Annotated in this window: 22 protein-coding genes and 1 riboswitch; of the genes, 11 read left to right on the forward strand and 11 right to left on the reverse strand. The window is 69.9% G+C overall.

The window, feature by feature from the left end:
• Window positions 1–190: 190 nt before the first annotated feature.
• The 3 genes from rsgA to ACZ4WS_RS07605 form a co-directional block, all read right to left on the reverse strand.
• The gene (gene rsgA / locus ACZ4WS_RS07595) at window positions 191–1201 is read right to left on the reverse strand and encodes a ribosome small subunit-dependent GTPase A (RefSeq protein WP_467978076.1); all 1011 of its coding nucleotides are present in this window, start codon (window positions 1199–1201) and stop codon (window positions 191–193) included.
• Window positions 1202–1217: 16 nt separating this feature from the next.
• Complete coding sequence (gene aroA / locus ACZ4WS_RS07600) at window positions 1218–2558, reverse strand: 3-phosphoshikimate 1-carboxyvinyltransferase (protein ID WP_467978078.1); 1341 nt, start codon at window positions 2556–2558, stop codon at window positions 1218–1220.
• 127 nt (window positions 2559–2685) lie between these two features.
• Entirely contained in the window at window positions 2686–3408 is a 723-nt protein-coding gene (locus ACZ4WS_RS07605) for a M50 family metallopeptidase (RefSeq protein ID WP_467978079.1), read from the reverse strand.
• A gap of 106 nt (window positions 3409–3514) precedes the next feature.
• Here ACZ4WS_RS07605 and ACZ4WS_RS07610 point away from each other — a divergent pair, with 106 nt between their 5' ends.
• The 10 genes from ACZ4WS_RS07610 to ACZ4WS_RS07655 all read left to right on the forward strand — a co-directional run bounded on the left by ACZ4WS_RS07610 (window position 3515) and on the right by ACZ4WS_RS07655 (window position 14110).
• Window positions 3515–4330, forward strand: coding sequence for an SOS response-associated peptidase (locus ACZ4WS_RS07610; RefSeq protein ID WP_467978081.1), 816 nt, complete (start codon window positions 3515–3517; stop codon window positions 4328–4330).
• Between the two features lie 25 nt (window positions 4331–4355).
• The gene (locus tag ACZ4WS_RS07615; protein WP_467978083.1) at window positions 4356–4982 is read left to right on the forward strand and encodes an alpha/beta hydrolase family protein; all 627 of its coding nucleotides are present in this window, start codon (window positions 4356–4358) and stop codon (window positions 4980–4982) included.
• 254 nt (window positions 4983–5236) lie between these two features.
• A complete protein-coding gene (gene sigR, locus ACZ4WS_RS07620) occupies window positions 5237–5920 on the forward strand; it encodes an RNA polymerase sigma factor SigR (protein ID WP_467978085.1) in 684 nt (227 codons plus the stop codon).
• Window positions 5917–6219 (forward strand): mycothiol system anti-sigma-R factor, encoded by a 303-nt coding sequence (rsrA, locus tag ACZ4WS_RS07625; RefSeq protein ID WP_467978087.1) that lies wholly within the window; start codon window positions 5917–5919, stop codon window positions 6217–6219. Before sigR ends, rsrA begins: the two co-directional genes overlap by 4 nt.
• 137 nt (window positions 6220–6356) lie before the next feature.
• Complete coding sequence (locus tag ACZ4WS_RS07630; RefSeq protein WP_467978088.1) at window positions 6357–7745, forward strand: HD-GYP domain-containing protein; 1389 nt, start codon at window positions 6357–6359, stop codon at window positions 7743–7745.
• A 292-nt stretch (window positions 7746–8037) separates the two neighbouring features.
• Window positions 8038–9318 carry an HD-GYP domain-containing protein gene (locus tag ACZ4WS_RS07635; protein ID WP_467978090.1) on the forward strand — a complete coding sequence of 427 codons (1281 nt, stop codon included), beginning with the start codon at window positions 8038–8040 and terminating at the stop codon, window positions 9316–9318.
• Between the two features lie 153 nt (window positions 9319–9471).
• Entirely contained in the window at window positions 9472–10452 is a 981-nt protein-coding gene (locus ACZ4WS_RS07640) for a tetratricopeptide repeat protein (RefSeq protein ID WP_467978092.1), read from the forward strand.
• Window positions 10453–10611: 159 nt separating this feature from the next.
• Window positions 10612–11262: a peptide deformylase gene (def, locus tag ACZ4WS_RS07645; RefSeq protein WP_467978094.1), complete on the forward strand. Its 651-nt coding sequence runs from the start codon at window positions 10612–10614 to the stop codon at window positions 11260–11262.
• 392 nt (window positions 11263–11654) lie between these two features.
• Window positions 11655–12740 carry an epi-isozizaene synthase gene (gene cyc1 / locus ACZ4WS_RS07650; protein WP_467978096.1) on the forward strand — a complete coding sequence of 362 codons (1086 nt, stop codon included), beginning with the start codon at window positions 11655–11657 and terminating at the stop codon, window positions 12738–12740.
• Complete coding sequence (locus ACZ4WS_RS07655; protein WP_467978098.1) at window positions 12737–14110, forward strand: bifunctional albaflavenone monooxygenase/terpene synthase; 1374 nt, start codon at window positions 12737–12739, stop codon at window positions 14108–14110. The genes cyc1 and ACZ4WS_RS07655 overlap by 4 nt, the downstream gene beginning before the upstream one ends.
• Before the next feature lie 59 nt (window positions 14111–14169).
• On the opposite strand, the gene ACZ4WS_RS07660 is transcribed toward ACZ4WS_RS07655, so the two are convergent.
• Window positions 14170–15135 carry a GlxA family transcriptional regulator gene (locus ACZ4WS_RS07660; protein ID WP_467978100.1) on the reverse strand — a complete coding sequence of 322 codons (966 nt, stop codon included), beginning with the start codon at window positions 15133–15135 and terminating at the stop codon, window positions 14170–14172.
• Between the two features lie 94 nt (window positions 15136–15229).
• On the opposite strand from ACZ4WS_RS07660, the gene ACZ4WS_RS07665 reads away from it, so the two are divergent.
• A complete protein-coding gene (locus tag ACZ4WS_RS07665; protein ID WP_467978101.1) occupies window positions 15230–15433 on the forward strand; it encodes a hypothetical protein in 204 nt (67 codons plus the stop codon).
• Here ACZ4WS_RS07665 and ACZ4WS_RS07670 read toward each other — a convergent pair.
• The 7 genes from ACZ4WS_RS07670 to ACZ4WS_RS07700 all read right to left on the reverse strand — a co-directional run bounded on the left by ACZ4WS_RS07670 (window position 15394) and on the right by ACZ4WS_RS07700 (window position 24715).
• Window positions 15394–15852 carry a hypothetical protein gene (locus ACZ4WS_RS07670; RefSeq protein ID WP_467978103.1) on the reverse strand — a complete coding sequence of 153 codons (459 nt, stop codon included), beginning with the start codon at window positions 15850–15852 and terminating at the stop codon, window positions 15394–15396. The genes ACZ4WS_RS07665 and ACZ4WS_RS07670 overlap by 40 nt on opposite strands.
• A gap of 101 nt (window positions 15853–15953) precedes the next feature.
• Complete coding sequence (locus ACZ4WS_RS07675; protein WP_467978104.1) at window positions 15954–18035, reverse strand: putative Ig domain-containing protein; 2082 nt, start codon at window positions 18033–18035, stop codon at window positions 15954–15956.
• 382 nt (window positions 18036–18417) lie between these two features.
• Window positions 18418–19431, reverse strand: coding sequence for a ribonucleotide-diphosphate reductase subunit beta (locus ACZ4WS_RS07680; protein ID WP_467978106.1), 1014 nt, complete (start codon window positions 19429–19431; stop codon window positions 18418–18420).
• Entirely contained in the window at window positions 19431–21830 is a 2400-nt protein-coding gene (locus ACZ4WS_RS07685; RefSeq protein ID WP_467978108.1) for a ribonucleoside-diphosphate reductase subunit alpha, read from the reverse strand. The genes ACZ4WS_RS07680 and ACZ4WS_RS07685 overlap by 1 nt, the downstream gene beginning before the upstream one ends.
• Window positions 21831–21963: 133 nt before the next feature.
• Window positions 21964–22104, reverse strand: a riboswitch (cobalamin riboswitch).
• 62 nt (window positions 22105–22166) lie between these two features.
• Window positions 22167–22673, reverse strand: coding sequence for a GNAT family N-acetyltransferase (locus ACZ4WS_RS07690; RefSeq protein ID WP_467978110.1), 507 nt, complete (start codon window positions 22671–22673; stop codon window positions 22167–22169).
• A gap of 171 nt (window positions 22674–22844) precedes the next feature.
• On the reverse strand, window positions 22845–24455 hold the full coding sequence (mctP, locus tag ACZ4WS_RS07695) for a monocarboxylate uptake permease MctP (protein WP_467978112.1): 1611 nt from the start codon (window positions 24453–24455) through the stop codon (window positions 22845–22847).
• Window positions 24452–24715, reverse strand: a complete 264-nt coding sequence (locus ACZ4WS_RS07700) for a DUF3311 domain-containing protein (RefSeq protein ID WP_467978113.1) — start codon at window positions 24713–24715, stop codon at window positions 24452–24454. The genes mctP and ACZ4WS_RS07700 overlap by 4 nt, the downstream gene beginning before the upstream one ends.
• Window positions 24716–24797: the final 82 nt, after the last annotated feature.

Consider the following 24797-nt stretch of genomic DNA (forward strand, 5'->3'; position numbering starts at 1 on the left):
GTCCGGCTTGGTGCGATTATGCATTTACCGGTGGACCGTGGACGCAAACAACGCGGAGGTCACGCGGTGAACCGTCGCTCCCCTTTGCGCGGCGGACACTCGCCCCCTGCGCGCGGCGGACACTCGCCCCCTGCGCGCCGCGGACACTCGCCCCCTGCGCGCCGCGGACACTCGCCCCCTGCGCGCGGGATCAGTCGCCTTCCGTGCGCTCACGCGTCGACAGCAGCCTGCGCAGGGAGTAGAGGCGGGCCGGGTCCGCGTGGCCGTCGGCCACCCACTGGTCGAGGGCGCAGTCCGGCTCGTCGTGGCTGCACGCGCGCGGACAGCCCTCGGTGCCGGGTTCGAGGTCGGGGAAGGCCTTGATGACACGGGACGGGTCCACGTGGTGCAGGCCGAAGGAGCGGACGCCCGGGGTGTCGATGACCCAGCCGGCCGCTTCCGGCAGCGGGATCGCGCGCGCCGATGTCGTGGTGTGCCGGCCGCGGCCCGTCACGACGTTGACATGGCCGGTACTGCGCCGCCGCTCCAGCGAGACCAGCGCGTTGACCAGGGTCGTCTTGCCGACGCCCGAGTGGCCGACGAACGCCGTGATCTTGCCGTCCAGCTGCTTGCGGACGCGCTCCACCGCTTCGCCGCTCTCCAGCTCCTCGCGGCTGGTCACGACGTAGGGGACGCCCAACGCCCCGTACAGCTCCAGGAGTTCGTCGGGCGAGGCCAGATCGGACTTGGTGAGGACCAGGAGTGGGGTGAGGCCGCCGTCGTACGCCGCGACCAGACAGCGGTCGATCAGACGTGGGCGGGGCTCGGGGTCGGCGAGAGCGGTGACGATGGCGAGCTGGTCGGCGTTGGCGACGACCACGCGCTCGTAGGGATCGTCGTCGTCGGCCGTGCGGCGCAGCACGGAGGTGCGCGGCTCGATGCGGACGATGCGGGCGAGGGTGTCCTTCTCGCCGGACAGGTCGCCGACGATGGCGACACGGTCGCCGACGATCGCGGCCTTGCGGCCCAGTTCGCGGGCCTTCATCGCCATCACGACGCGGTCCTCGACCAGGCAGGTCAGGCGGCCCCGGTCGACGGTGAGGACCATGCCCTCGACCGCCTCCTCGTGCTTGGGGCGGATGTTCGTACGAGGCCGGTTGCCCTTGCGGTTGGGGCGCTGGCGAATGTCGTCCTCGTCGGTGTGCTTGCCGTAGCGGCGCATGATCCCGGTCCGCCCGTCAGTTCCCGAGCATTCCGGTCCACAATTCGGGGAAGTCCGGCAGGGTCTTCGCCGTCGTCGCCACGTTCTCGATCTGTACGCCCTCCACCGCCAGGCCGATGATCGCGCCGGCGGTGGCCATGCGGTGGTCGTCGTAGGTGTGGAAGATGCCGCCGTGCAGTCGGCGCGGGCGGATGTGCAGGCCGTCGGCGGTCTCGGTGACGTCGCCGCCGAGCTCGTTGATCTCCTTGGTGAGCGCGGCCAGCCGGTCCGTCTCGTGCAGGCGCAGGTGGGCCACGCCGCGCAGGGTGGACGGGGAGTCCGCGAGGGCCGCGACCGCCGCGATGCCCGGGGTCAGCTCGCCGACCTCGCTCAGGTCCACGTCGATGCCGTGGATCGCGCCGGAACCGGTGAACTCCAGGCCGCTGTCGGTCAGTTCGCAGGAACCGCCCATCTCGGTGAAGATCTCCCGCAGCTTGTCACCGGGCTGGGTGGTGCGCGTGGGCCAGTCGGGGATGAAGACCGTGCCGCCGGTCACCAGGGCCGCCGCCAGGAACGGCTGTGCGTTCGAGAGGTCCGGCTCGACGGTCAGGTCGCGGCCGAGCAGGGCGCCCGGCGTGACCCGCCAGACGTTCGGCTCGCCGCCCGACTCCGGGGTGTCCACCTGGGCGCCGATCGCGCGCAGCATGTCGACGGTCATCCGGATGTGGGGCATGGAGGGGAGGGTGGAGCCGATGTGCCGGACCTCCACCCCCTGGTTGAAGCGCGGGCCGGAGAGCAGGAGGGCGCTCACGAACTGGGAGGACGACGACGCGTCGATCTCCACCGGGCCACCGTCCAGGGCGCCCGAGCCGTGCACGGTCAGCGGCAGCGCGCCGCGCCCGTCGTCGTCGATACGCGCGCCGAGCAGGCGCAGCCCGTCGATCACACCGTGCAGCGGGCGCTCGTAGGAACGCGGGTCGCCGTCGAAGCGGATGGGGCCGTCGGCCAGCGCGGCGACCGGGGGCAGGAAGCGCATCACGGTGCCGGCGTTGCCGACATCGACGGTGGTCGGGCCGTGCAGGCCCGAGGGGATGACCCGCCAGGCCTCGCCGGAGGCGTCCGGCCCCGCGGCGACCGTGGAGCTGGACGACACGGTCTCCTCGATACCGACGCCCATCGCGCGCAGGGCACCTGCCATCAGCAGCGTGTCGCGGGAGCGCAGCGGGCGGCGCAGCCAGCCGGGCTCCGAGGCGAGGGCCGCGAGGACCAGGGCACGGTTGGTGACCGACTTCGACCCCGGCACGTGGACCGTCGCATCGACGGCTCCGCTCGCGTGCGGGGCGGGCCAGAGAGCGGTGTGGGCGGGGTTCGCGGTCATGGGCCCCACTTTAGTGGGGGTTCGCTCCGCGGCTCGCTCCGCTGGTTTGGCCGGGGAATGGGGTCGTCTCTCAGCTGCGGGTCCGTTGGGGCTGGTCGCGCAGTTCCCCGCGCCCCTTTGGGGCGCTTCAGACCTCCAGCAGCCACCTGCCCCCGCCCATCAATGAGCACAGGGACACCGTGTGGAACAGGAAGAGCCACATGCCCGCCGGGACGTGCGTGAGCCGCGACAGCTGGTCCGCGTCCGAGTCGCCCGCTCCGCCGCGGCTGCGCTTGGCCTGCAGTTCGAAGGCCGGGCGGACGCCGCCGAGCAGCAGGAACCACACCACGGCGTACGCGAACGCCGCCTGGACCTGAGGTCCTGCCAGCCAGGACACGACGAGGAACGTGCCGCCGGTCAGGACCACCGTGAGCGCGCCGTACGCGTTGCGGATCATCACCAGCATCGCCACCAGCAGGGCCGTGGCCAGCCACAGCAGTGCGGTGATGTGGCCCGCGGCGAGCAGCGCGGCGCCGCCGAGGCCCAGCAGCGGGGGAGCGGTGTAGCCCGCGGCGGCGGTGAGGATCATGCCGAGCCCGGTGGGCTTGCCGCGGCTGACGGTGAGGCCGCTGGTGTCGGAGTGCAGCCGGATGCCGCTGAGGCTGCGCCCGGTCAGCAGCGCGATCAGGCCGTGGCCGCCCTCGTGGGCGATGGTGATGGCGTTGCGGGCGAGCCGCCAGACGTTGTGCGGGACGATCACGGCGAGGGCCGCGACCATGGTGGCTATCACCACCCACAGGTCGGGGTCCGGCTGGCTGCCGAACACCTGGTCCCAGAGCGAGGCCAGCGAGGTGGATGCGGTGCTGTCCATATGTCTGCTGGGGCTCCCTCTGGTGTCGGAAACAGGGCTCGGCGCGGAGCGCCGTCGTTGCGGGGGTGGTGGCCGGGCGACGGGTGGGCCTGGCAGTGTGGCACGTATGTGCGGACGGTATGCAGCGAGTCGCAGGCCCGAGGATCTCGCAGGAATCTTTGAAATCGAGAAGTGGGAGCCCGAGGAAACTCTGGCCCCCGATTTCAACGTGGCCCCGACCAAAGAGGTCTACGCCGTCCTGGACCGTCCCGTTAAGGACGCCGACAGCCCGAAGCCGGTTCGCCAGCTGCGCAAACTCAAGTGGGGGCTCGTCCCGTCCTGGGCCAAGACGCCCGAGGGCGGCGCCCGGATGATCAACGCCCGCGCCGAGACCGTCCACGAGAAGCCCTCGTACCGCCGCGCCTTCGCCGCCCGGCGCTGCATCATCCCCGCCGACGGCTACTACGAGTGGGTCACCGCGTCCGCCGAGCGCGATCTGGAGGTCGAGGGCAAGAAGAAGCGGCCCCGCAAGCAGCCGTACTTCGTGCTCCCCGCCGACGGTTCGGTCTTCGCGATGGCCGGGCTGTACGAGTTCTGGCGCGACAGGACGCTCCCGGACGAGCACCCGCTCGCCTGGTGGGTGACGTGCTCGGTGATCACGACGGAGGCGGAGACGACGCCGCTCGCCGTGGCCCCCGCAGAGGGCCCGCACGCCCTCGCCGACATCCACCCCCGCATGCCCCTGATGCTCACCCCGGACCGCTGGGACAGCTGGCTCGACCCGTCCCGCACCGACCCCGACGAACTCCGCGAGCTGCTCGCGCCGCCGCCCGCCGGGCTGATGCGTGCGTACCCCGTCTCCACGGCGGTCAGCAACGTCCGCAACAACGGGCCGGAGCTGCTGAAGGAGCTGGAGGGGCCCGAAGAGGGCACACTCTTCTGACGTGACTTCTGATGTGACTTCCGGCGTGACAGAGATCATTGAGACGGACGCGGGCGCCGCCCGCATCACCTGGCTCAAGGCGAGGAAGCCCAGGTTGCTGCTCGCCGTCAGCCATGGCGCCGGCGGCGGCATCGAAGCCCGCGACCTCCGGGCCCTGGCGGCCGCGCTCCCCGGCCACGGAGTGAGCGTCGCGCTCGTCGAGCAGCCCTGGCGGGTGGCCGGGAAGAAGGTGGCGCCCGCGCCGAAGACGCTGGACGTGGGATGGCGGGGCGTGTGGCCCGCGCTCGCCGGGTCCGGGGTTCCCGTGGTCGCGGGCGGGCGGAGCGCCGGGGCACGGGTCGCCTGCCGGACGGCCACCGAACTGGGCGCCCGCGCCGTCCTCGCGCTCAGCTTCCCCCTGCACCCGCCGGGCAAGCCCGAGAAGTCCCGCGCCGACGAGCTGCTCGGCTCCGGGGTGCCCACCCTCGTCGTACAGGGCGGCAACGATCCGTTCGGGAAGCCGGAGGAGTTCCCGGAGGGTTCGTACGAGATCGTCGAGGTGCCGTACGGCGATCATGGCTTCGCGGTCCCGAAACGGGCGCCCCTCGGGCAGGACGAGGCAGTGACGATCATCACCGATGCCGTGGCGAAGTGGACCGGGTCACTCGGGTAACGCCCGGGAATGTTGAGCGGCGTACCTCTGTTGTGGGAAGCAGACAGCACAGCCGTGCTGAACCGTTCGTACGAGAGGAAGTCCGCCGCATGGGTTCGACCATCTGCCCGAGCCGCAGCAGCAGCGCTGACCTGGACTGGACGGTGCTGCACGCGGGGAAGATCGCGCCTATTCGGGCGGCGGCGGGTACGGATCGTCGTCTATCCTCCGATTCCAGTGGGACCGGTTTCGGTCCTGCCAACACTCTGGAGGAGGTGGGTCCGGTCACTGGGACCGACGCAGGGACCGATCACGGCCAGGCGGAGCAGCCCGAGGGCCAGGGCACGGGCACGGAGTCGTCCGCCGAGCGCACCGCGCGCTTCGAGCGGGACGCGCTCGAATTCCTCGACCAGATGTACTCGGCCGCCCTGCGCATGACGCGCAACCCGGCCGACGCCGAGGACCTGGTGCAGGAGACGTACGCGAAGGCGTACGCGTCCTTCCACCAGTTCCGCGAGGGCACCAACCTCAAGGCGTGGCTGTACCGCATTCTCACCAACACCTTCATCAACTCGTACCGCAAGAAGCAGCGCGAACCCCAGCGCAGCGCGGCCGAGGAGATCGAGGACTGGCAGCTGGCGCGCGCCGAGTCGCACATGTCGACCGGACTGCGCTCCGCGGAGTCGCAGGCGCTCGACCACCTGCCCGACTCGGACGTCAAGTCGGCGCTGCAGGCCATCCCCGAGGAATTCCGGATCGCTGTCTATCTCGCGGACGTAGAGGGCTTTGCGTACAAGGAGATCGCGGACATCATGGGGACACCCATCGGAACGGTGATGTCCCGGCTGCACCGGGGCCGTCGCCAACTGCGCGGCATGCTCGAGGACTACGCCCGTGACCGCGGGCTGGTTCCGGCCGGCGCCGGAGAGTCGAACGAAGCGAAAGGCTCGGGCTCATGAGCTGCGGAGAGCCGCACGAGACGGATTGCAGTGAGGTACTCGACCACCTGTACGAGTTCCTCGATCATGAGATGCCGGACTCGGACTGCACCAAATTCGAAGTGCACTTCGAGGAGTGCTCTCCGTGCCTCGAGAAGTACGGGCTCGAGCAGGCCGTGAAGAAGCTGGTCAAGCGGTGCTGCGGCCATGACGACGTGCCGACCGATCTGCGTGCCAAGGTCATGGGGCGCATCGACCTCATCCGCTCCGGGCAGGTCGTGCCCGAGCATGACGTGACCGTGACTCCGCAGGAGTCCTGAGCCCCGAAGCGGATCGTCCGCTTATCACCCGAACGTGCTAATCCGCGGGCTCTGAACCCGCGGATTCGGCCGTTGGTGTCCCCGTACCGCCCCCGCCGTTCTAGGCTCCGGGACCTGAGGACGGGGAGGGGACGAGTATGGGGTCGGTTCCGGCGTGGGCCCGTGTGTACGTGGCCTGTGTCGTCCTCGCCGCCCTGGCCTGTCTGGCTCCCCTGCCGAACGTCCACGCTCCGTGGTGGGTCGTCGCGCTGCTCGCCGTGCTGTACGCAGGGTGCGAGCGGATCACACTCCCGCGCGGACCCAGGGCCGCGGGTGGCTCAGGCCGGGACGCTCCCCAAGGGATGGGCACCTTCCTCCCCGTGCTGCTGGCCGGGGCTTTTCTGCTGCCGCCCCCGGCCGCCGCGCTCGTCGCGCTGCCGGGGGCGTTGCTCGCCCGGGTCGAGCAGCGGCCGCGGTGGCTGCGCCGGGTCTGGCGCGCGGCCCAGCTCGCCGTCGCGATCTGGGCGGCCTCCCGGGTGCACTGGGCGCTGGGCGGCCGGGACGCGGTGGTCGCGCCCCACTTTCCGTACGCGCTCCTGCCCGCCGGGGGCGCGGTGCTGACGTTCTGCCTCGTCCTGACCGTCCTCGACGGGGGGATCCTCGCGCTCGCCGAGCGGGTGCCCGTGCGCGGTGCCTGGCGCGGGCTGTTTCCGCGCTCCCTCGCGCCCGTCGCCGTGCACGGGCTCGCCGGGCTGATGATGGCGGTGCTGTGGCGCAGTCCGTACGGTCCTGTCGCCGCGCTGCTCGTGCTGTTGCCGATGTACGTGTCCTGCTGGGTGTTCGCCCAGTACCACCGGGAACGGGCCGCCCACCAGGCCACCATCCGGGCGCTCGTGCAGGCCGTCGACATCAAGGACGGGTACACGCGGGGGCACAGTGAGCGGGTCGGGCAGGCGTCCATGATGATCGCGCGTGAACTGGGCATGGACGATGAACGCGTCGAGGTGCTGCGGTTCGCCGGGATCCTGCACGACGTGGGCAAACTCGGTGTTCCCACGCGGTTGTTGCGCAAGGACGGCCCGCTGACGCCGGAGGAGCGGCGGGTCATCGAGCTGCATCCCGAGTACGGGCACGAGATGGTCAGGGGGATCGGGTTCCTCGGGGAGGCCCGGTCGGCGATTCTGCATCACCATGAGCGGCTTGACGGGAGCGGGTATCCGTACGGGCTGATGGGGTCGCAGATTCCGGAGTTCGCTCGGGTGGTGGCCGTCGCCGATGCGTTCGACGCGATGACGTCCACGCGGTCCTATCGGCGGGCTCGGCCGGTGGCGGCCGCGCTGGAGGAGCTCGAGCGGTGTGCCGGGGCTCAGTTCGACCCCGGGATGGTGCGGGCGCTGGTGCGGGCGCTGTCCCGGCACGGGTGGCATCCGGCTGTCACGGCGGACAGCACGCCGCTCCGCGGCGGTGTTTATCCACCCGCTCCGCCACCCGTTTCCAGTCAGTTGGAAAGTCACCCGACCGACATCACCGGCCGGAGGGGGACATGAGCCCCGCCCGCACGGGGCTCCCCGGGCACCACCGACCGGAAGGGGACATGGGCGCCCTCGGGCAGAAACGCTCCCTGAGCGCGCTGGGGCGGAAACGCTTCTCGGGCGTCCTCAGGCCGGAACGCTCGCCGAGCACCCCCTGCCGGAAACGCTCCCCGAGCTCCCCCAGCCGGAAACGCTCCCCGAGCTCCCCCAGCCGGAAACGCTCCCCGAGCTCCCCCAGGCAGAATCGCTCCTCGAGCACCCTCAGCCAGAAACGCTTCTCGACCCCCGTCCACCGGAGGGTCGCCCCATGAGCCCGCCCCACGCCCCGCTCGGTGTCCCCCGTGCGCGCAGAACCGCCGGTTCGTTCACTGTGCTGGCGCACGGGAGTGCCGCGGTCCTCGGTGTTCTCGCTCTGGCCTGCACCCTCTGGGTAGGTCTCGACGAACGCGGTACCGCCCTGGCCTTCGGGATTCTCATAGCCGTCGGTGAGCTCACTCGTTGGAGCGGCGCAGGGGAGCGGGAGTCGGCTCCGCTCGGGGCCGCGGGGGCGTTGTCGTACGCGCTGCTCGGGGAGCAGGCCGGGCACCCCACGTACCACGGTGTTCTCCAGGTCGTCGCCGTGGTCGTAGCCGCCGCGCTGCTGGGGTGCGTGCCGCATGTGGCCAGGGGGCGGGGGCCGACCCTCGATCACCTCACCCGGCGGGTGCTGACCGTCGGGTTCGCCGCCGTGTGCTGTCAACCCCTCTACAACCACGGGAGGCTGGACGAGTGGGGCGGCCCGTCCTACGCGCTGCTTCTGGTCGCGCTGCTGGTGCTCACCGCGCTGTGCGACGCCGTACTCACCGCGGCGATGGCACACTCGCGCACCCGGTGGCCGTTCGGGCCGCTGCTGCGGGACGAGCTGCGGGCGATGCTCGGTATCGGGTCGGCCGTGTGCGCGACGGGGGCCGTGATGTCGCTGGCCGTCGCGGTGGCCGGGCTCTGGGCCCTGCCCGTCTTCTCGCTTCCCCTGCTGCTGACCCAGCTGTCCTTCCGGCGGTACTCGGCCGTGCGGATCACCTACCGGCAGACCATCGCCTCACTTGCCCGGGCGACCGAGATCGCGGGGTACACGCCTGCCGGGCACGCCCGGCGGGTGGCGGCGCTCAGCCGGGCGGTGGGGCGGGAGCTGGGGCTCTCCGAGTCCGATCTGACCGTGCTGGAGTACGCGGCGCTGATGCACGACATCGGGCAGCTGAGTCTGGTCGATCCCGTGCCCGCCGGGGCCACCGCGGTGCTCTCCGCGGACGAACAGCGGCGTATCGCGCTGCTCGGCGGCGCCGTCGTCCGCCAGACCGGGGTGGACGCCGAGGTCGCGGTGGTGGTCGAGCGGCAGGCCGATCCGTACCGGGAGCAGCCGCTCACCGCGCGGATCGTACGGGCCGTGAACGCATACGAGGAGATGGCCAGGGAAGCAGGGCCGGGAGGGCCGCTGACCGCCCTGGAGAAGCTGCGCCTGGGCACCGCCCGCGACTATCAGCCGGAAGTCGTGGAGTCCCTGGCCAGGGTACTTTCGAGGGGCAGTCTGACCCTGCCCCAGGCTGGGTAACCCATGGGTAATGAGCGCCCGTCCGACGGTACGTGGTTGGATGCGAGGAAGAGGGTGTTCGGGGGCACGGGCCAGCCCGGGGCTGCGCTGTCTTCAAGGGACTCTTCAAGGGACCGGCAGGCGGGAATCGCAAGGAACTGGCAGGCGGGAATCGTGAGGATCTTCGGCAAGGGACGACACCGGCCCTCCGCCTCATGGCGGCAGGCCACCGACCGTGCGTTCACGCTGATCGGCGACGGCCGGTACGAGGACGCGGGAGCGCTGTTGACACGCGCCGCGGACCTGGAGCCGTGGCTGTCCGAGTCCTGGTTCAACCTGGCCCTGCTGCACAAGTTCCGGCACGACTGGGAGCAGGCACGGGCGGCCGGGCTGCGGGCCGTCGCGCTCCTCGACCGCGAGACCGGGGCGCCCGACTGGTGGAACGTGGGCATCGCGGCCACCGCCCTGCAGGACTGGCCACTCGCCCGGCGTGCCTGGCAGGCGTACGGGCTGCGGGTGCCCGGCGGCGCCGCCGTCTCCGGGGAACCGGTGGGCATGGACCTGGGCAGTGCGGCCGTACGGCTGTCGCCGGAGGGCGAGGCCGAGGTGGTGTGGGGGCGCAGGCTCGACCCCGCCCGCATCGAGGTGCTGTCCATTCCGCTGCCGTCCTCCGGGCGGCGCTGGGGCGAGGTCGTGCTGCACGACGGTGTGCCGCACGGTGAGCGGACCACCGCCGCCGGGCACGCCTACCCCGTCTTCGACGAGATCGAGCTGTGGGCGCCCTCGCCCGTTCCCACCTGGGTGGTGCTGCTGGAAGCGGCCACCGAGGACGACCGGGACGCCCTGGAGCAGCTGGCCGCCGACGCCGGCTTCGCCGCCGAGGACTGGTCGTCGTCCGTACGGCTGCTGTGCAGGATGTGCTCCGAGTCCCGGATGCCTTCCGACGAGGGCGACGGCGAGCACCTCGACCCGCACGACCACAGCGAGCCGGGCCACCCGGGGCCGCTCGGCCACCGCACCGACGGGCAGCTGTGGGTGCCCGAGCGGGAGTGCGGGGTGGCTGCGCCGGCTGGGCTGGTACGGGGGTTGTTGGACGGGTGGGTTGCGGACAGCCCGGATTCCAGGGACTGGCGGGATCTGGAAGAGGTTTGCTAGGGGCCGCGTAGGTCGTGCTGCGCTGCGGGTTCGTCGTGGCTGGTCGCGCCCACGCGGCGGAGCCGCATATCGACACAGTCCCGGCCTCTGTCGGGGCGCCGACCCCCGTACCCTGTATGAGCACCACACCCCTGGTTTCGAGGAAGGCGTACGTCGGTCATGGCGCAGCAGGACACCGATCAGCAGCACGCGGGCGTGCTCCCCGTGGACGACGAGGGCTTCGTCATCGACACCGAGGAGACGGAGGAGCGCGAGGCGGCCTACCGCGAGCGCGGCACCTCGCGGCCGATCACGGTCGTCGGGAACCCGGTGCTGCACAAGGAGTGCAAGGACGTCACCGAGTTCGGGGACGAGCTCGACCAGCTGGTCGCCGACATGTTCGCCAGCCAGCGCACCGCCGAGGGCGTAGGCCTGGCCGCCAACCAGATCGGTGTCGATCTGAAGGTCTTCGTCTACGACTGCATGGACGACGAGGGCAAGCGGCACGTAGGTGTCGTCTGCAACCCCGTCCTCGTCGAGCTGCCCGCCGAGCTGCGCCGCCTGGACGACAGCAACGAGGGCTGCCTCTCGGTGCCGACCGCCTACGCGCCGCTCGCCCGCCCCGACTACGCCGAGGTCACCGGGCAGGACGAGAAGGGCAACCCGGTGAAGGTGCGCGGCACCGGTTACTTCGCGCGCTGCCTCCAGCACGAGACGGACCACCTCTACGGGTACCTGTACATCGACCGGCTCTCCAAGCGCGAGCGCAAGGACGCGCTGCGGCAGATGGCCGAGAACGAGCCCCGCTACCCGATCGTGGCGAACGGCTGAGACCTCGTCGTGAACGACTGAGACGTGTTGGCGAACGACTGAGTCGTCGTGGCGAACGACCGACACGTCGTGGCGAACGACTGAGACAGAAAATGACAGGTGGGACTCGCCATCTCTTGTGAGTCCGCTCGAACGGCGCCTGGTCGGGGAACCCTCCCGACCAGGCGCCGTTCGTATGTGCGTCGCACGTTCGATCCCATGTGCTCCTCTAGCGATCCAGATTCAGTCACACAAGGGGAGATTCTCGGCATCGTGGGGTAATGAGTGGAGCAAATCCGTTCCCAGAACGGTCAGTTGTGGTGCTGAATGGGAAGTGCGGGGATACGCAACGGCGCACGCCCGGCACAGCGGGAGGGGTGTAGCGCCAACAGGCGGCTGAGAGGGGTTTGTTCGTGCATGCTTTCTCACAGAGCACTTCATCGACACCGACAGTGGTCGCGGTTCCACCGGCGCTCTCTCTCCCGGTGATCGAGGCCGTGTTTCCCCGTCAACTGCACCCGTATTGGCCCAGGCTCCAGGAGAAGACCAGGACCTGGCTCCTCGAAAAACGGCTCATGCCCGCGGACAAGGTCGAGGAATATGCCGACGGCCTGTGCTACACGGACCTCATGGCGGGCTACTACATTGGCGCCCCCGACGAGGTCATGCAGGCGATAGCGGACTACAGCGCGTGGTTCTTCGTCTGGGACGACCGCCATGACCGCGATGTCATCCACGGCCGGGCGGACGCCTGGCGGAGGCTCAGGTTCCAGCTGCACGCGGCCCTCGACTCCCCCAGGGATCACCTGCACCACCCGGATCCCCTGGTAGCGGCGTTCGCGGACAGCATGGTGCGCCTTTACTCGTTCCTCAGCAAGAAGTGGAACGAGCGGTTCGCACTCCACTTCCACGCGGTGATCGAAGCGTACGACCGGGAGTTCCGGAACCGTACGTCGGGCACCGTCCCCACGGTCGACGAATATCTTGAACTCCGTCGACTGACCTTTGCGCACTGGATCTGGACCGACCTTCTGGAGCCCAGCGCGGGGTACGAACTCCCCACCGCGGTACGGAAACACCCCGCGTATCACCGGGCGGCGCTGCTCAGCCAGGAATTCGCCGCCTGGTACAACGATCTGTGTTCGCTCCCCAAGGAAATCGCGGGCGACGAAGTACACAATCTCGGAATCAGTCTCATTCACCACGAGGGGCTGACTCTCGAAGATGCGGTAACGGAAGTCCGGCGGCGGGTCGAGGAATGCATCAGTGAATTCCTGATCGCCGAACAAGGCGTATTACGACTCGCCGACACCCTCGCGGACGGGACGGTGCGCGGCAAGGAATCCAGCGTCGCCGTGAAGGCGTGCCTGAGCAATATGCGGAACTGGTTCAGTTCCGTGTACTGGTTCCATCACGAGTCGGGCCGGTACATGGTCGACAGCTGGGACGACCGCTCCACACCCCCGTACGTCAACAATGAAGCGGCAGGTGAGAAATGACCGTCGAGTCCGTGCGGCCTGAGGTTGCTCAGGCGCTGGAGCCGCTGTCCACCCCGCCCCTCGCCGGAGGTGGTGTACCGGGTCTGGGCCATGGCTGGAAACTGGTCCGCGATCCGCTGGGCTTCCTCGCCCAGCTGCGCGACCACGGCGACGTCGTCCGGCTCAAGCTGGGCCCCAAGACGGTGTACGCGGTCACTACGCCGGAACTCACCGGGGCACTCGCTCTGACCCCCGACTACGAGATCGGCGGCCCGCTGTGGGAGTCCCTCGAAGGGCTCCTCGGCAACAAGGGGGTCGCCACCGCCAACGGGCCGCAGCACCGGCGTCAGCGACGCACGATCCAGCCCGCGTTCCGGGCCGACATCATCGCCGAGTACGCCTCCGTGATGGAGGAGGAGGCGCGCGCGTTCGCGGCCCGCTGGGAGCCGGGGACCGCGGTCGACTGCACGTCGGAGTCGTTCCGCGTCGCCGTCCGCATCGCGGCCCGCTGTCTGCTGCGCGGCCAGTTCATGGACGAGCGGGCAGAGCGGCTGAGTATCGCGCTCGCCACGGTGTTCCGCGGTATGTACCAGCGCATGGTGATCCCGGCGGGGCCGCTCTATCGGCTGCCGCTTCCGGCCATGCGCAAATTCAACCGCGCATTGGCCGATTTGCACGACCTCGTCGACGAGATCATCGACGAGCGGCGGTCATCCGGTCAAAAGCCGGACGATCTGCTGACGGCATTGCTGGAAGCGAAGGACGACAACGGCGACCCCATCGACGAACAGGAGATCCACGACCAAGTCGTCGCGATACTCACCCCCGGCAGCGAAACCATCGCGTCCTCGATCATGTCGCTCCTGCAGGTCCTCACCGAACACCCGGAACAGGCGGCCAAGGTGAGCGAGGAGGCCAAATCCGTCGCGGGGGACCGGCCCGTCGCATTCGAGGACGTCCGGAAGCTGTCGCACACGAAGAATGTCGTCGTCGAGACGATGCGTTTGCGCCCCGCCGTATGGATTTTGACACGGCGGGTGGTGACCGAAACCGAGCTGGGCGGCTATCGCATTCCGGCCGGTGCCGACATCGTGTACAGCCCGTACGCGATCCAGCGGGACCCGAGGTCGTACGAGCGGCATCTGGATTTCGACCCCGACCGCTGGCTTCCGGAACGGTCCAAGGACATACCGAAGTACGCGATGCGCCCGTTCAGCGTGGGCAACCGGAAGTGCCCCAGTGACCACTTCTCGATGGCCCAGCTCAGCCTGATCACGGCGACCGTCGCGTCCAGGTGGCGCTTCGAGCAGGTGCCCGGGTCCAACGACGCGACCCGCGTCGGCATCACACTGCGGCCGCACAAGCTGCTGCTGAAGGCCCGGCCGCGCTAGGGGCTGTCCGGCGGATCTCGCCGGAGAGGCCCTGACCCCGCGTGCCTACCGGCGCGCGTTCAGGCAGCCTGCGGGCCCCTGAACGTGCGCCGGTACGCCTGCGGGGTCGTCCCCAGGCTCCGTACGAACTGGTGGCGCAGCGCGGCCGCGTTCCCGAACCCGGTGCGGCCCGCGATCGCGTCCATCGTCTCGTCGGACGCCTCCAGCAACTCCTGGGCCAGCAGCACCCGTTGCCGCAGGATCCAGCGATAGGGCGTGGTGCCCGTCTCCTGCTGGAAGCGGCGCGCGAAGGTGCGCGGGGACATGTGGGCGCGGGCCGCGAGCTGCTCGACGGTCACCTCCTCGTCGAGGTGCCGCTCCATCCAGGCGAGCACCTCGCCGACCGTGTCGCACTGCGAGCGGGGCAGCGGGCGCTCGATGTACTGGGCCTGCCCGCCGTCGCGGTGCGGCGGGACGACCATGCGCCGGGCGATGGCGTTGGCGACCTCCGGGCCGTGCTCCTTGCGCACGAGGTGGAGGCAGGCGTCGATACCGGCGGCGGTGCCCGCCGAGGTGATCACCGGGTCCTCGTCGACGTACAGCACGTCCGGCTCGACGATCGCGCCCGGATACTGCCGGGCGAGCGCCTGGGCGTGGCGCCAGTGCACCGCACAGCGCCGCCCGTCCAGCAGCCCGGCCGCACCCAGCACGAAGACACCGGAGCAGACGCTGAGTACCCGGGCGCCGCGGCCCGCCGCCCGGCGCAGCGCGTCGAGCAGCTCGGGCGGATAGCCGCGTACGGCATAGGTGGTCCCGGCGGGTACGACGACCAGGTCGGCCTCGTCCAGCCGGTCGAGGCCGTACGGAGTGGAGACCGTGAACCCGGGGATGTGGGTGCCGAGCGTCGGGCCCTCGGCCGAGGCGATCGCGAAGTCGTACACGGGCAGTCCCTCGTCGCTGCGGTCGAGGCCGAACACCTCGCAGGCGACGCCGAGTTCGAAGGGATGCACGCCGTCGAGCAGGACGGCGGCCACGTTCTTCAGCATGCTGTCCAGTGTGCCTCGTCAGTGGCAGTAATTCGAGGGTCTACGGCAGTCCTGCCACTGACGGTGCGGAGCCATCGGCGCGACAGTGGTGTTCATGAACACACTCATGGACAACCTCATCGGAATCCTGACCGTCCTTGGGGTCTTCGCGGTCGTGGCCCTCCCCTCACTGATCGGGCTCGCCCACGAGCGGCGCATCGACCGCCAGCTCAGGGCGGCCGACCGCTCCCGCCCGCAACCCGACAGCCGGGTTCGGGCTCACGGCTTCGTCACCACCACCGTGACCGTCCAGTCCTGAAGGCCCTTGCACGAGATCCGGGCCGGATCGCTGGGGCACAGCGGGCGGGACGAGGTGAGTTTCGCCGTCCCGGCCGAGACCGCCTTGAAGGCGGAGGAGGCGTCGCCCGCCTGCAGGACGATGCCGCTGTTGGTGGCCTCCAGGCCGCTGCCGCTGACGGTGACCGGCGCCCACGGCCGGCTGGTGGTGCCGTCCAGGCTGATGCGGATCACCTCACCCGTCGTCAGGCAGAACGTGCGGCCGCTGTCGGCGGCGCCGAGCGTGGCTTGCGCCGTACAGCCCGTCCTGGTCGTGGTGGGGGACGGTGACACGGTGCCGCTGCCGCCCGCGTCGCTTCCGCCCTGCGTGCCGCAGCCCGCGAGGAGAAGCGTCAGCGCCGCGAGGGCGAGGGTCCGGCGGTGGTGGATCGTTCGGTGCATGGGATGGCCTCCTTGCAGCTTGGACGTGCCACCCGCGCATCAGGATCCACACCGGGACGGGACGGGGCCCCGGCCGCGATGCCGGCCGGGGCCCCGGCACATCAGCTGGTCGTCACGGCGGTGTCGTCGACGACGAAGCTGGTCTGGAGCGAGGAGTCCTCGACGCCGCTGAACTTCAGCGTGACGGTGGTACCGGCGAGGGAGGACAGGTCGAAGGTCTTCTGGGCGTAGCCGGAGGCGGCGTTGAGGTTCGAGTACGTCGCCAGGGTGGTCGATCCGGCGGTGACCGTCAGCTTGTCGTACTGGCTGCTGGTGGTCGTCTCCGCCGTGTCGATGTGGAGGTAGAAGGTGAACGAGGCCTTGCAGCCGGACGGGATCGTCACCGACTGGGAGAGCGTGTCGGTGTGGGTCGACCCGTAGCCGTCCATCCAGGCCTTGTACGAGCCGGCGTGTGCCGCCTCACTGCTGGAGTTGGTGATGACGCCACTGCTGGCGGTCCACGTGGTGTTGCCCGACTCGAAGCCCGGGTTGCCGAGCAGCTGCGCCGAGGTGCAGGTGCCGCCGCCGGAGGTGCTGACGGTCCAGGTGAAGGAGGCCGAGCCGGAGGCGCCGGTGCTGTCGGTCGCGGTGACGGTGGTGCTGTAGGTCCCCGCGGTGCTCGCGGTGCCCGAGATCAGGCCGGTCGAGCTGCTGATGGACAGCCCGGTGGGCAGGCCGCTCGCGCTGTACGTGAGAGCGGCGCCCGCGCTGTCACTGGCCGAGATCTGGAGGCTGACCGAGCGGCCGGTGGCGGTGGACTGGCTGCCCGGGTTGGTGACGGTCACCGTGTTGCCGGTGCTGGTGCCGGACGCGAAGGCGGTGGTGCCGTTGGGGGTGCCCCAACCGGTCGGGCCGTCGAAGCCGGTGGCCGCGGTGCAGAAGTACGAGGTCGAGCAGGAGCCGTTGTTGCCGCTGGTGACGTCGTACAGGTTCGAGGTGTGGGAGTACGGATACTTCGCCGGGTAGTCGCTGGAGCCCGGGGTGCCCGCGAGGGCGTACACACCCGCGATGATCGGCGCCGAGGCGCTCGTACCGCCGTAGACCGCCCAGCCGGAGCCGCCGTAGGTGTCGTAGACGGCCACGCCGGTGGCGGGGTCGGCGACCGCGGAGACGTCGGACTCCATGCGCTTGGTGCAGCCGGTGTCGGTCTGCCAGCTCGGCTTGGCGTCGTACGCGGAGCAGCCGGAGCCGGTGCCCTCGGTGCTGCTGGTCTTCCACACGGACTCGGTCCAGCCGCGGGTGTTGGAGCTGGTGGACAGCGCGGTGCCGCCGACGGCGGTCACGTACTGGGACGTGGCCGGGTACTCGGCGCCGTAGCCGGAGTCACCCGCGGAGACGGTGATGGCGACGCCCGGGTGCTTGAAGTACTGGGTGTCCTCGCTGGTCTGGGAGGAGGACTCGTCGCCGCCCCAGCTGTTGGAGACGAACTTCGCGCCCAGGGTCACGGCCTCGTTCTCGGCGGTGCCGAGGTCGGAGTCCGTGGCCGAGTTGGCCTCGACGAGGATGATGTTGCAGTTCGGGCAGACCGCGCTGACCATGTCGATGTCGAGCGCTTCCTCGCCCGCCCAGCCGGTGTCGTTCGTCGGCAGCGAGGTGGTCGAGCCGGTCTGGCTGACCTGCTTGAAGCAGCCGTTGGCGACCGTGCAGGCCGACAGGCCGAACTGCGAACGGTAAGTGGCCAGGTCGGAGGCCGCGTTGGGGTCGTTGTACGCGTCGACCACCGCGACAGTCAGGCCGGAGCCGCCCGTCGAGGGCAGGTTGTAGGCGCTGTGCAGGTTGGCCGGGCTGAGGCCGGACACCGCGGCGGCGGCGTTCGGGGAGATCGCGGCGGCCAGCTTCTGCCTGATGTCGGTACGCCGCTGGGCGAAGCAGGACGCGTGACCGGGGGTCGGGGCGCCGCACAGGTGCGTGGTCGGCACCTTCTGTCCGGCCTTGCCGGTGGAGTGGACGGCCTGTGCGTCGGGGGCCGTCAGGGCCTTCGCGTTCTGGGTGACGCGGGAGGTGTGCCCGGTGGTCGGCGCGGTCTGGGCGCCGGCGCTCGGGGCCGCCATCAGACCGGCGACGGTGAGGGCGAGGGCGGGTATGGCGGCGGTCAGAAGTCTTCGCAGGTTCCCGGCGGGTCTGCCGGAGCGTGTCTCACGCATGGGGGTGCTGCCTCCATCGGTTCGAGGCGGGTGCCGCGCGGACCGGGGTAGGGCAGTACGCGGCTCCACAGCCGGAAGTGGGGGTTCTCGGCGCTGAGTGGCGGGCCAGTGACGCGCGTAGCGTGAACAAAGGGAGGTCGCGTCATGGGCATGCCAAATCAGTCGTCCTGTCATGTCCTTGTGCGGGACATGTCGGGACGGGCAGAACGTAACCGGGGCCGAGGACGCGCGGATAGCCGCGCCCGAAGAACTTTGCCGCTCCATGGCTGCTCCATGGACGGCGCATAGCCGCTCCATGGGCGAGACGCGACGACGCCGGGCCGCACAGGCGGCCCGGCGTCATCGGTGATGAACCGTCAGAAGTCTTCCTCGGACGGCTTCGTCAGAAGTCCTCGTCGAGGTCGACCGTGCCCTCCACCGCGACCTGGTACGCCGACGGGCGGCGCTCGAAGAAGTTGGTCAGCTCCTGGACGCCCTGGAGCTCCATGAAGGAGAAGGGGTTCTCGGAGCCGTACACAGGGGCGAAGCCCAGTCGCTGGAGGCGCTGGTCGGCGACGCACTCCAGATATTGGCGCATCGAGTCGGTGTTCATGCCCGGCAGGCCGTCACCGCACAGGTCGCGGCCGAACTGCAGCTCGGCTTCGACGGCCTCGCGGATCATGTCGGTGACCTGCTGCTGGAGCAGGTCGTCGAAGAGCTCCGGCTCCTCCTTGCGGACGGTGTCGACCACCTCGAAGGCGAAAGACATGTGCATCGTCTCGTCGCGGAACACCCAGTTGGTGCCGGTGGCGAGACCGTGCAGCAGACCCCGGCTGCGGAACCAGTAGACGTACGCGAAGGCGCCGTAGAAGAACAGGCCCTCGATGCACGCGGCGAAGCAGATCAGGTTGAGCAGGAAACGGCGGCGGTCCGCCTTGGTCTCCAGTCGGTCCAGCTTCTCGACCGAGTCCATCCACTTGAAGCAGAACTCGGCCTTCTCGCGGATGGAGGGGATGTTCTCGACGGCGTCGAAGGCGGCCGCGCGGTCGTCCGGGTCGGGGAGATAGGTGTCCAGCAGCGTCAGGTAGAACTGGACGTGCACGGCCTCCTCGAAGAGCTGGCGGGAGAGATACAGCCGCGCCTCGGGGGAGTTGATGTGCTTGTACAGCGTCAGGACCAGGTTGTTCGACACGATCGAGTCGCCCGTCGCGAAGAACGCGACCAGGCGGCCGATCATGTGCTGCTCGCCCGGCGACAGCTTCGCGAGGTCGGCGACGTCCGAGTGGAGGTCGACCTCCTCGACGGTCCAGGTGTTCTTGATGGCGTCCCGGTAGCGCTCGTAGAAGTCGGGGTAGCGCATGGGGCGGAGGGTGAGTTCGAAGCCCGGGTCGAGCAGGTTCTTGTTCTCGCTGGTCATTACTGGCAGGCCTCGCAGGACTCGGGGTTCTCAAGGGAGCAGGCGACGGCGTCGGGGTCGGCGACCTGCTGGACGGGGATGGTCTTCTCGGGCTGCGCCTGGGCCTGGGCCGCGCGGGCGATGCGCGTCGCCGGGCGGGAGCGCAGGTAGTACGTCGTCTTCAGGCCCGACTTCCAGGCGTACGCGTACATCGAGGAGAGCTTGCCGATGGTCGGCGTCTCCAGGAACAGGTTCAGGGACTGCGCCTGGTCGAGGTACGGGGTGCGCGCGGCGGCCATGTCGATGAGGCCGCGCTGCGGGATCTCCCACGCCGTGCGGTACAGGTCACGGACGTCCTGCGGCACCCAAGTGAAGCCCTGCACCGATCCGTTGGACTCGCGCAGCGCCTCCCGGGTCTGCGTGTCCCAGACGCCGAGCTTCTTCAGCTCGGCCACCAGGTAGGAGTTGACCTGGAGGAACTCGCCGGAGAGCGTCTCGCGCTTGAACAGGTTCGACACCTGCGGCTCGATGCACTCGTACACGCCCGCGATCGAGGCGATGGTGGCGGTGGGGGCGATCGCCAGGAGCAGCGAGTTGCGCATGCCCACCGCGGCGATACGTGCCCGCAGGGCCGTCCAGCGCTCCGGCCAGGTGAGCTCGACGTCGAAGTGGTCGGGGTGCAGCACGCCGCGGGCCGTACGGGTCTTCTCCCAGGCCGGGAGCGGGCCGTTGCGTTCGGCGAGGTCGGTGGAGGCCTCGTACGCGGCGAGCATGATGCGCTCGGCGATGCGGGTGGAGAGCGCCCTGGCCTGCGGTGAGTCGAAGGGCAGACGCAGCTTGAAGAAGACGTCCTGGAGACCCATCGCGCCGAGGCCCACCGGGCGCCACTTGGCGTTGGAGCGGCCCGCCTGCTCGGTCGGGTAGAAGTTGATGTCGACGACGCGGTCGAGGAAGGTGACGGCGGTGCGGACCGTCTCGTCCAGCCGCTCCCAGTCGATGTCCCCGGTCGTCGTGTCGACGAACGCGCCCAGGTTCACCGAGCCCAGGTTGCAGACCGCCGTCTCCCCGTCGTCCGTGACCTCCAGGATCTCGGTGCACAGGTTCGAGGAGTGGACGGTGTGGCCGGGCTCCGCCGTCTGATTGGCGGTGCGGTTGGCGGCGTCCTTGAAGGTCATCCAGCCGTTGCCGGTCTGCGCGAGGGTGCGCATCATGCGGCCGTACAGGTCGCGGGCCGGGATGGTCTTCTTGGCGAGGCCCGCCTCTTCCGCCTTGCGGTACGCCGCGTCGAACTCGTCGCCCCACAGGTCGACCAGCTCGGGCACATCGGCCGGGGAGAAGAGGGACCAGACGCCGTTCTCGTTCACCCGGCGCATGAACTCGTCCGGGATCCAGTGCGCGAGGTTCAGGTTGTGCGTACGCCGGGCGTCCTCGCCGGTGTTGTCGCGCAGCTCCAGGAACTCCTCGATGTCGGAGTGCCAGGTCTCCAGGTAGACCGCGGCCGCGCCCTTGCGCCGGCCACCCTGGTTCACCGCGGCGACCGAGGCGTCGAGGGTCTTCAGGAACGGGACGATGCCGTTGGAGTGCCCGTTGGTGCCGCGGATCAGCGAACCGCGCGACCGGATCCGGGAGTACGAGAGTCCGATGCCGCCCGCGTGCTTCGAGAGGCGCGCGACCTGGTGGTAGCGGTCGTAGATGGAGTCCAGCTCGTCCAGCGGGGAGTCGAGGAGGTAGCAGGACGACATCTGGGGGTGCCGCGTACCGGAGTTGAAGAGTGTGGGGGAGGAGGGGAGGTAGTCGAGGCGGCTCATGAGCCCGTAGAGGGCCGCGACTTCGTCCACGGAATGGGCCGTGTCGTCCTCGGCGAGACCGGACGCCACCCGCAGTATGAAGTGCTGGGGCGTCTCGATCACGTGCCGGGTGATCGGGTGCCGCAGCAGATAGCGGCTGTGCAGAGTGCGCAGACCGAAGTAGCCGAAGCGGTCGTCGGCACCCTCAGCGAAGGAGGCGGCGATGAGCGCGTCCAGGCGGGCCGTGTGCAGGCGTACGAACTCGGCCGTGCGGTCCGCGATGAGGCCCTCGCGGTGGCCGACGGCGACCGACTCGGAGAAGGACGTGACGCCCTGTGAGGCGGCCTCCGCCGCGATGCTGATCGTCAGCAGCCTGGCTGCCAGCCGGGAGTAGGCGGGGTCCTCGGAGATCAGGCCCGCGGCCGCCTCGGTGGCCAGCTCGCGCAGCTCCGTCTCGTCCGCGCGCGCGGACCGGCCGCGCAGCGCGGCGGCGGCGACCCGGCCGGGGTCGGCGTCGGGGAGGTCGGCGGTGAGGTCGGTCAGGGTCCGCAGCAGCGCGGTACCGGGACCGTCCGTCTCCACCGGGGCCTGCGTCGCTGAAGCTGAGGCCGGATCGGCTGGCGCGATGGTCACGTGGGGCTCTCCCTCGCTCGGCACGGGGCCTTGCGGGGGCGGCGGGGCACACGAGCGCACGCTTTTGGCAGCGGTGCGCCGCGTCCACCGGCCCATTCCGCGAGGCCCGGACGTCATGTCACCCGGGCCGGATGGCCGGGGCGCGCTGTCGGCAGGTCCTCGGACTGACTCTCGTACGCGGCTCGCCCTGGGGGCGGATACGCACAAGTACACCGTTGCGGGACAGTTCCGGATTCGCACCGGATTCCCCTGCGGCGACAGCGAGCATGAGCATACATCTTGTGCCGGGCTGCGGTGGCACCCCCACATGTTGTGTCGTGTCGGCTTCGGAGGGTGTCAGAGTGTCAACCCATAGGTGAGCAGCAGGATGTCGTCCAGGTGCGGGATCGGGTTCCAGTCGCGCTCGGGGGCGCGGGTGAAGCCGAGGCGCTCGTAGATGCGGTGGGCGGTGTGCATGGTGCGCTGGGTGGACAGCACGACGCGTACGCAGCCGTCCGTGGCCCGTGCGCGGTCCACGCAGGCGCGGACGAGGGCCTCGCCGGTGCCTCTGCCGCGGGCCTCGCGCGCTACCGCGAGCATGCGGATCTCGGCTTCGCCGGGGCGGGCTATGTCGGCCATGGGGCCGCCTTGGGGTACGAAGGTGACGCCGCCGAGTACGCGGTTCCCGTCGACGGCGACGAGTACGTCGGCCGCGGCGGCCCGCTTCGCAACGTCCCGCAGTTCGCCCAGGTACTCGTCGCTCTCCCCGAAGTCGAGCAGGCCGTCATCGAGGTAGGCCTGGGCGGTGATCTCACCGAGGGTGGGGTATTCCTCGGGCTGCGCCCGTCGGATGAGGATGTCCATCCGGGGAGTGTGCATCAGGGGAGCGGTGGCGGGCCGCCGGATTTTCGCCCCCTCCGCCCCTGCCCGTCCCGTCCTGGGGCTCCGCCCCAGACCCCGCTCCTCAAACGCCGGAGGGGCTGAAAATCAGCTCCTCCGGCGTTTGAGGGGGCGGGGCGGGGCGGTGGTGCCCGCCTAGTGGGTCGCCCCGGCCGTGGCCGGCGGGAGCTCCACCTCGACGCCAGGGTCGCCCGCGTCCGCCGTGTAGTCCTCCGGAGACGTCTCGTCGACGCCCTCCGGGGCCTTGAACGCGCGGAAGGCGAAGGTGAGGACGACGGTCACGACCACGTTCAGGACGAACGCCGTGAGGCCGATGTAGCCGATCTCCCCGATGCCGGGGATCTCCTTCGAGCTGCCGCCGAAGTGCTTCTGGGTCGGGGAGGCGACCCCGTACGCGGCGAGCGTGCCGTAGAGCATGCCGACGGCCCAGCCGGCGAGGAGGGCCCAGCGGTGGAACCAGCGGGTGAACAGGCCGCCGACCAGGGCCGGGAAGGTCTGCAGGATCCAGATGCCGCCCAGGAGCTGGAAGTTGATGGCGACCGTCTTGTCCATGGTGAGGACGAAGATCAGCGCGCCGACCTTCACCAGGAGCGAGACCAGCTTGGAGACCTTGGTCTCCTGGGCGGGCGTGGCGTCCGGCTTGATGAAGTCCTTGTAGATGTTGCGGGTGAAGAGGTTCGCGGCTGCGATGGACATGATGGCCGCGGGGACGAGTGCGCCGATACCGATGGCGGCGAAGGCCACGCCCGCGAACCAGTCCGGGAACATGGTCTCGAAGAGCTGGGGGATGGCGAGCTGGCCGTTGGTGACCTTCACTCCGGCCGCGATCGCCATGAACCCGAGCAGGGCGAGCAGGCCCAGCATGAGCGAGTACAGGGGGAGAATCGTGGTGTTGCGGCGGATGACGTCACGGCTGCGGCTGGACAGCGTCGCCGTGATCGAGTGCGGGTACATGAACAGTGCGAGCGCCGAGCCGAGTGCGAGGGTGGCGTACGTCCATTGGCCCGCCTCGGGGGGGACGACTCCGCCCACGCCGGCCGCCGTGTACTTGTCGCTCGCCGCCTTGAAGATCTCGTCGAAGCCGCCCAGCTTGATCGGGATGTAGATGATGGCCACCGCGATCACGATGTAGATCAGGGTGTCCTTCACGAACGCGATCAGGGCGGGGGCGCGGAGACCCGAGGAGTAGGTGTACGCGGCCAGTACGCCGAAGGCGATGAGGAGGGGGAGGTCCTTGACGAACCAGTTGGTGTTCTCGCCGCCGCCGACGCCCATCACGTCCAGGACGGCCTGGATGCCGACCAGTTGGAGCGCGATGTAGGGCATGGTGGCCAGGATGCCGGTGACGGCCACGGCGAGGGACAGGCCCTTGGAGCCGAAGCGGCCGCGCACGAAGTCCGACGTCGTCACGTACCCGTGCTTGTGCGAGACCGACCACAGGCGGGGGAGGAACGTGAAGATCAGCGGGTAGACCAGGATCGTGTACGGCACCGCGAAGAAGCCCGCCGCGCCCGCCGCGTAGACGGCGGCCGGCACGGCGACGAAGGTGTACGCCGTGTAGAGGTCGCCGCCGAGCAGGAACCAGGTGATCCAGGTGCCGAACGACCGTCCGCCCAGGCCCCATTCGTCGAGGCTCTGCTCGTCGTCGGCCCTGCGCCAGCGCGCGGCCAGGAAGCCCATGACCGTGACGGCCAGGAAGAAGAAGATGAAGACGGCGAGCGCGACGCCGTTCACGCCGTCCTTCATGATGCGGCACCGCCCCTCGCGGAAACGCGGGCGCGCTGGTCACGCTGCCACAGCTTGTACGCGGTCATCGTGAGCGCCGTGGAGATGAGCACCCACAGCATCTGGTACCAGTAGAAGAACGGGATACCGATGAAGGCCGGATCGGTCTTCGCGTACGAGCCGACCCACAGCATCGCCACGAACGGGGCGAGCAGGCAGAGGGCGATCACGACGCGGACCGGTGTCACCACCGGTGGCTTCACTTCAGGCACATCTGACATACGGCGGCTCCGTCCCCTCGCTGATCACTTACGTGATCACTGATCACCTGTGTAACGCGCAGGCAATCTAGGGGACGGCGTC

The sequence above is a fragment of the Streptomyces sp. NPDC029292 genome, assembly GCF_055569295.1.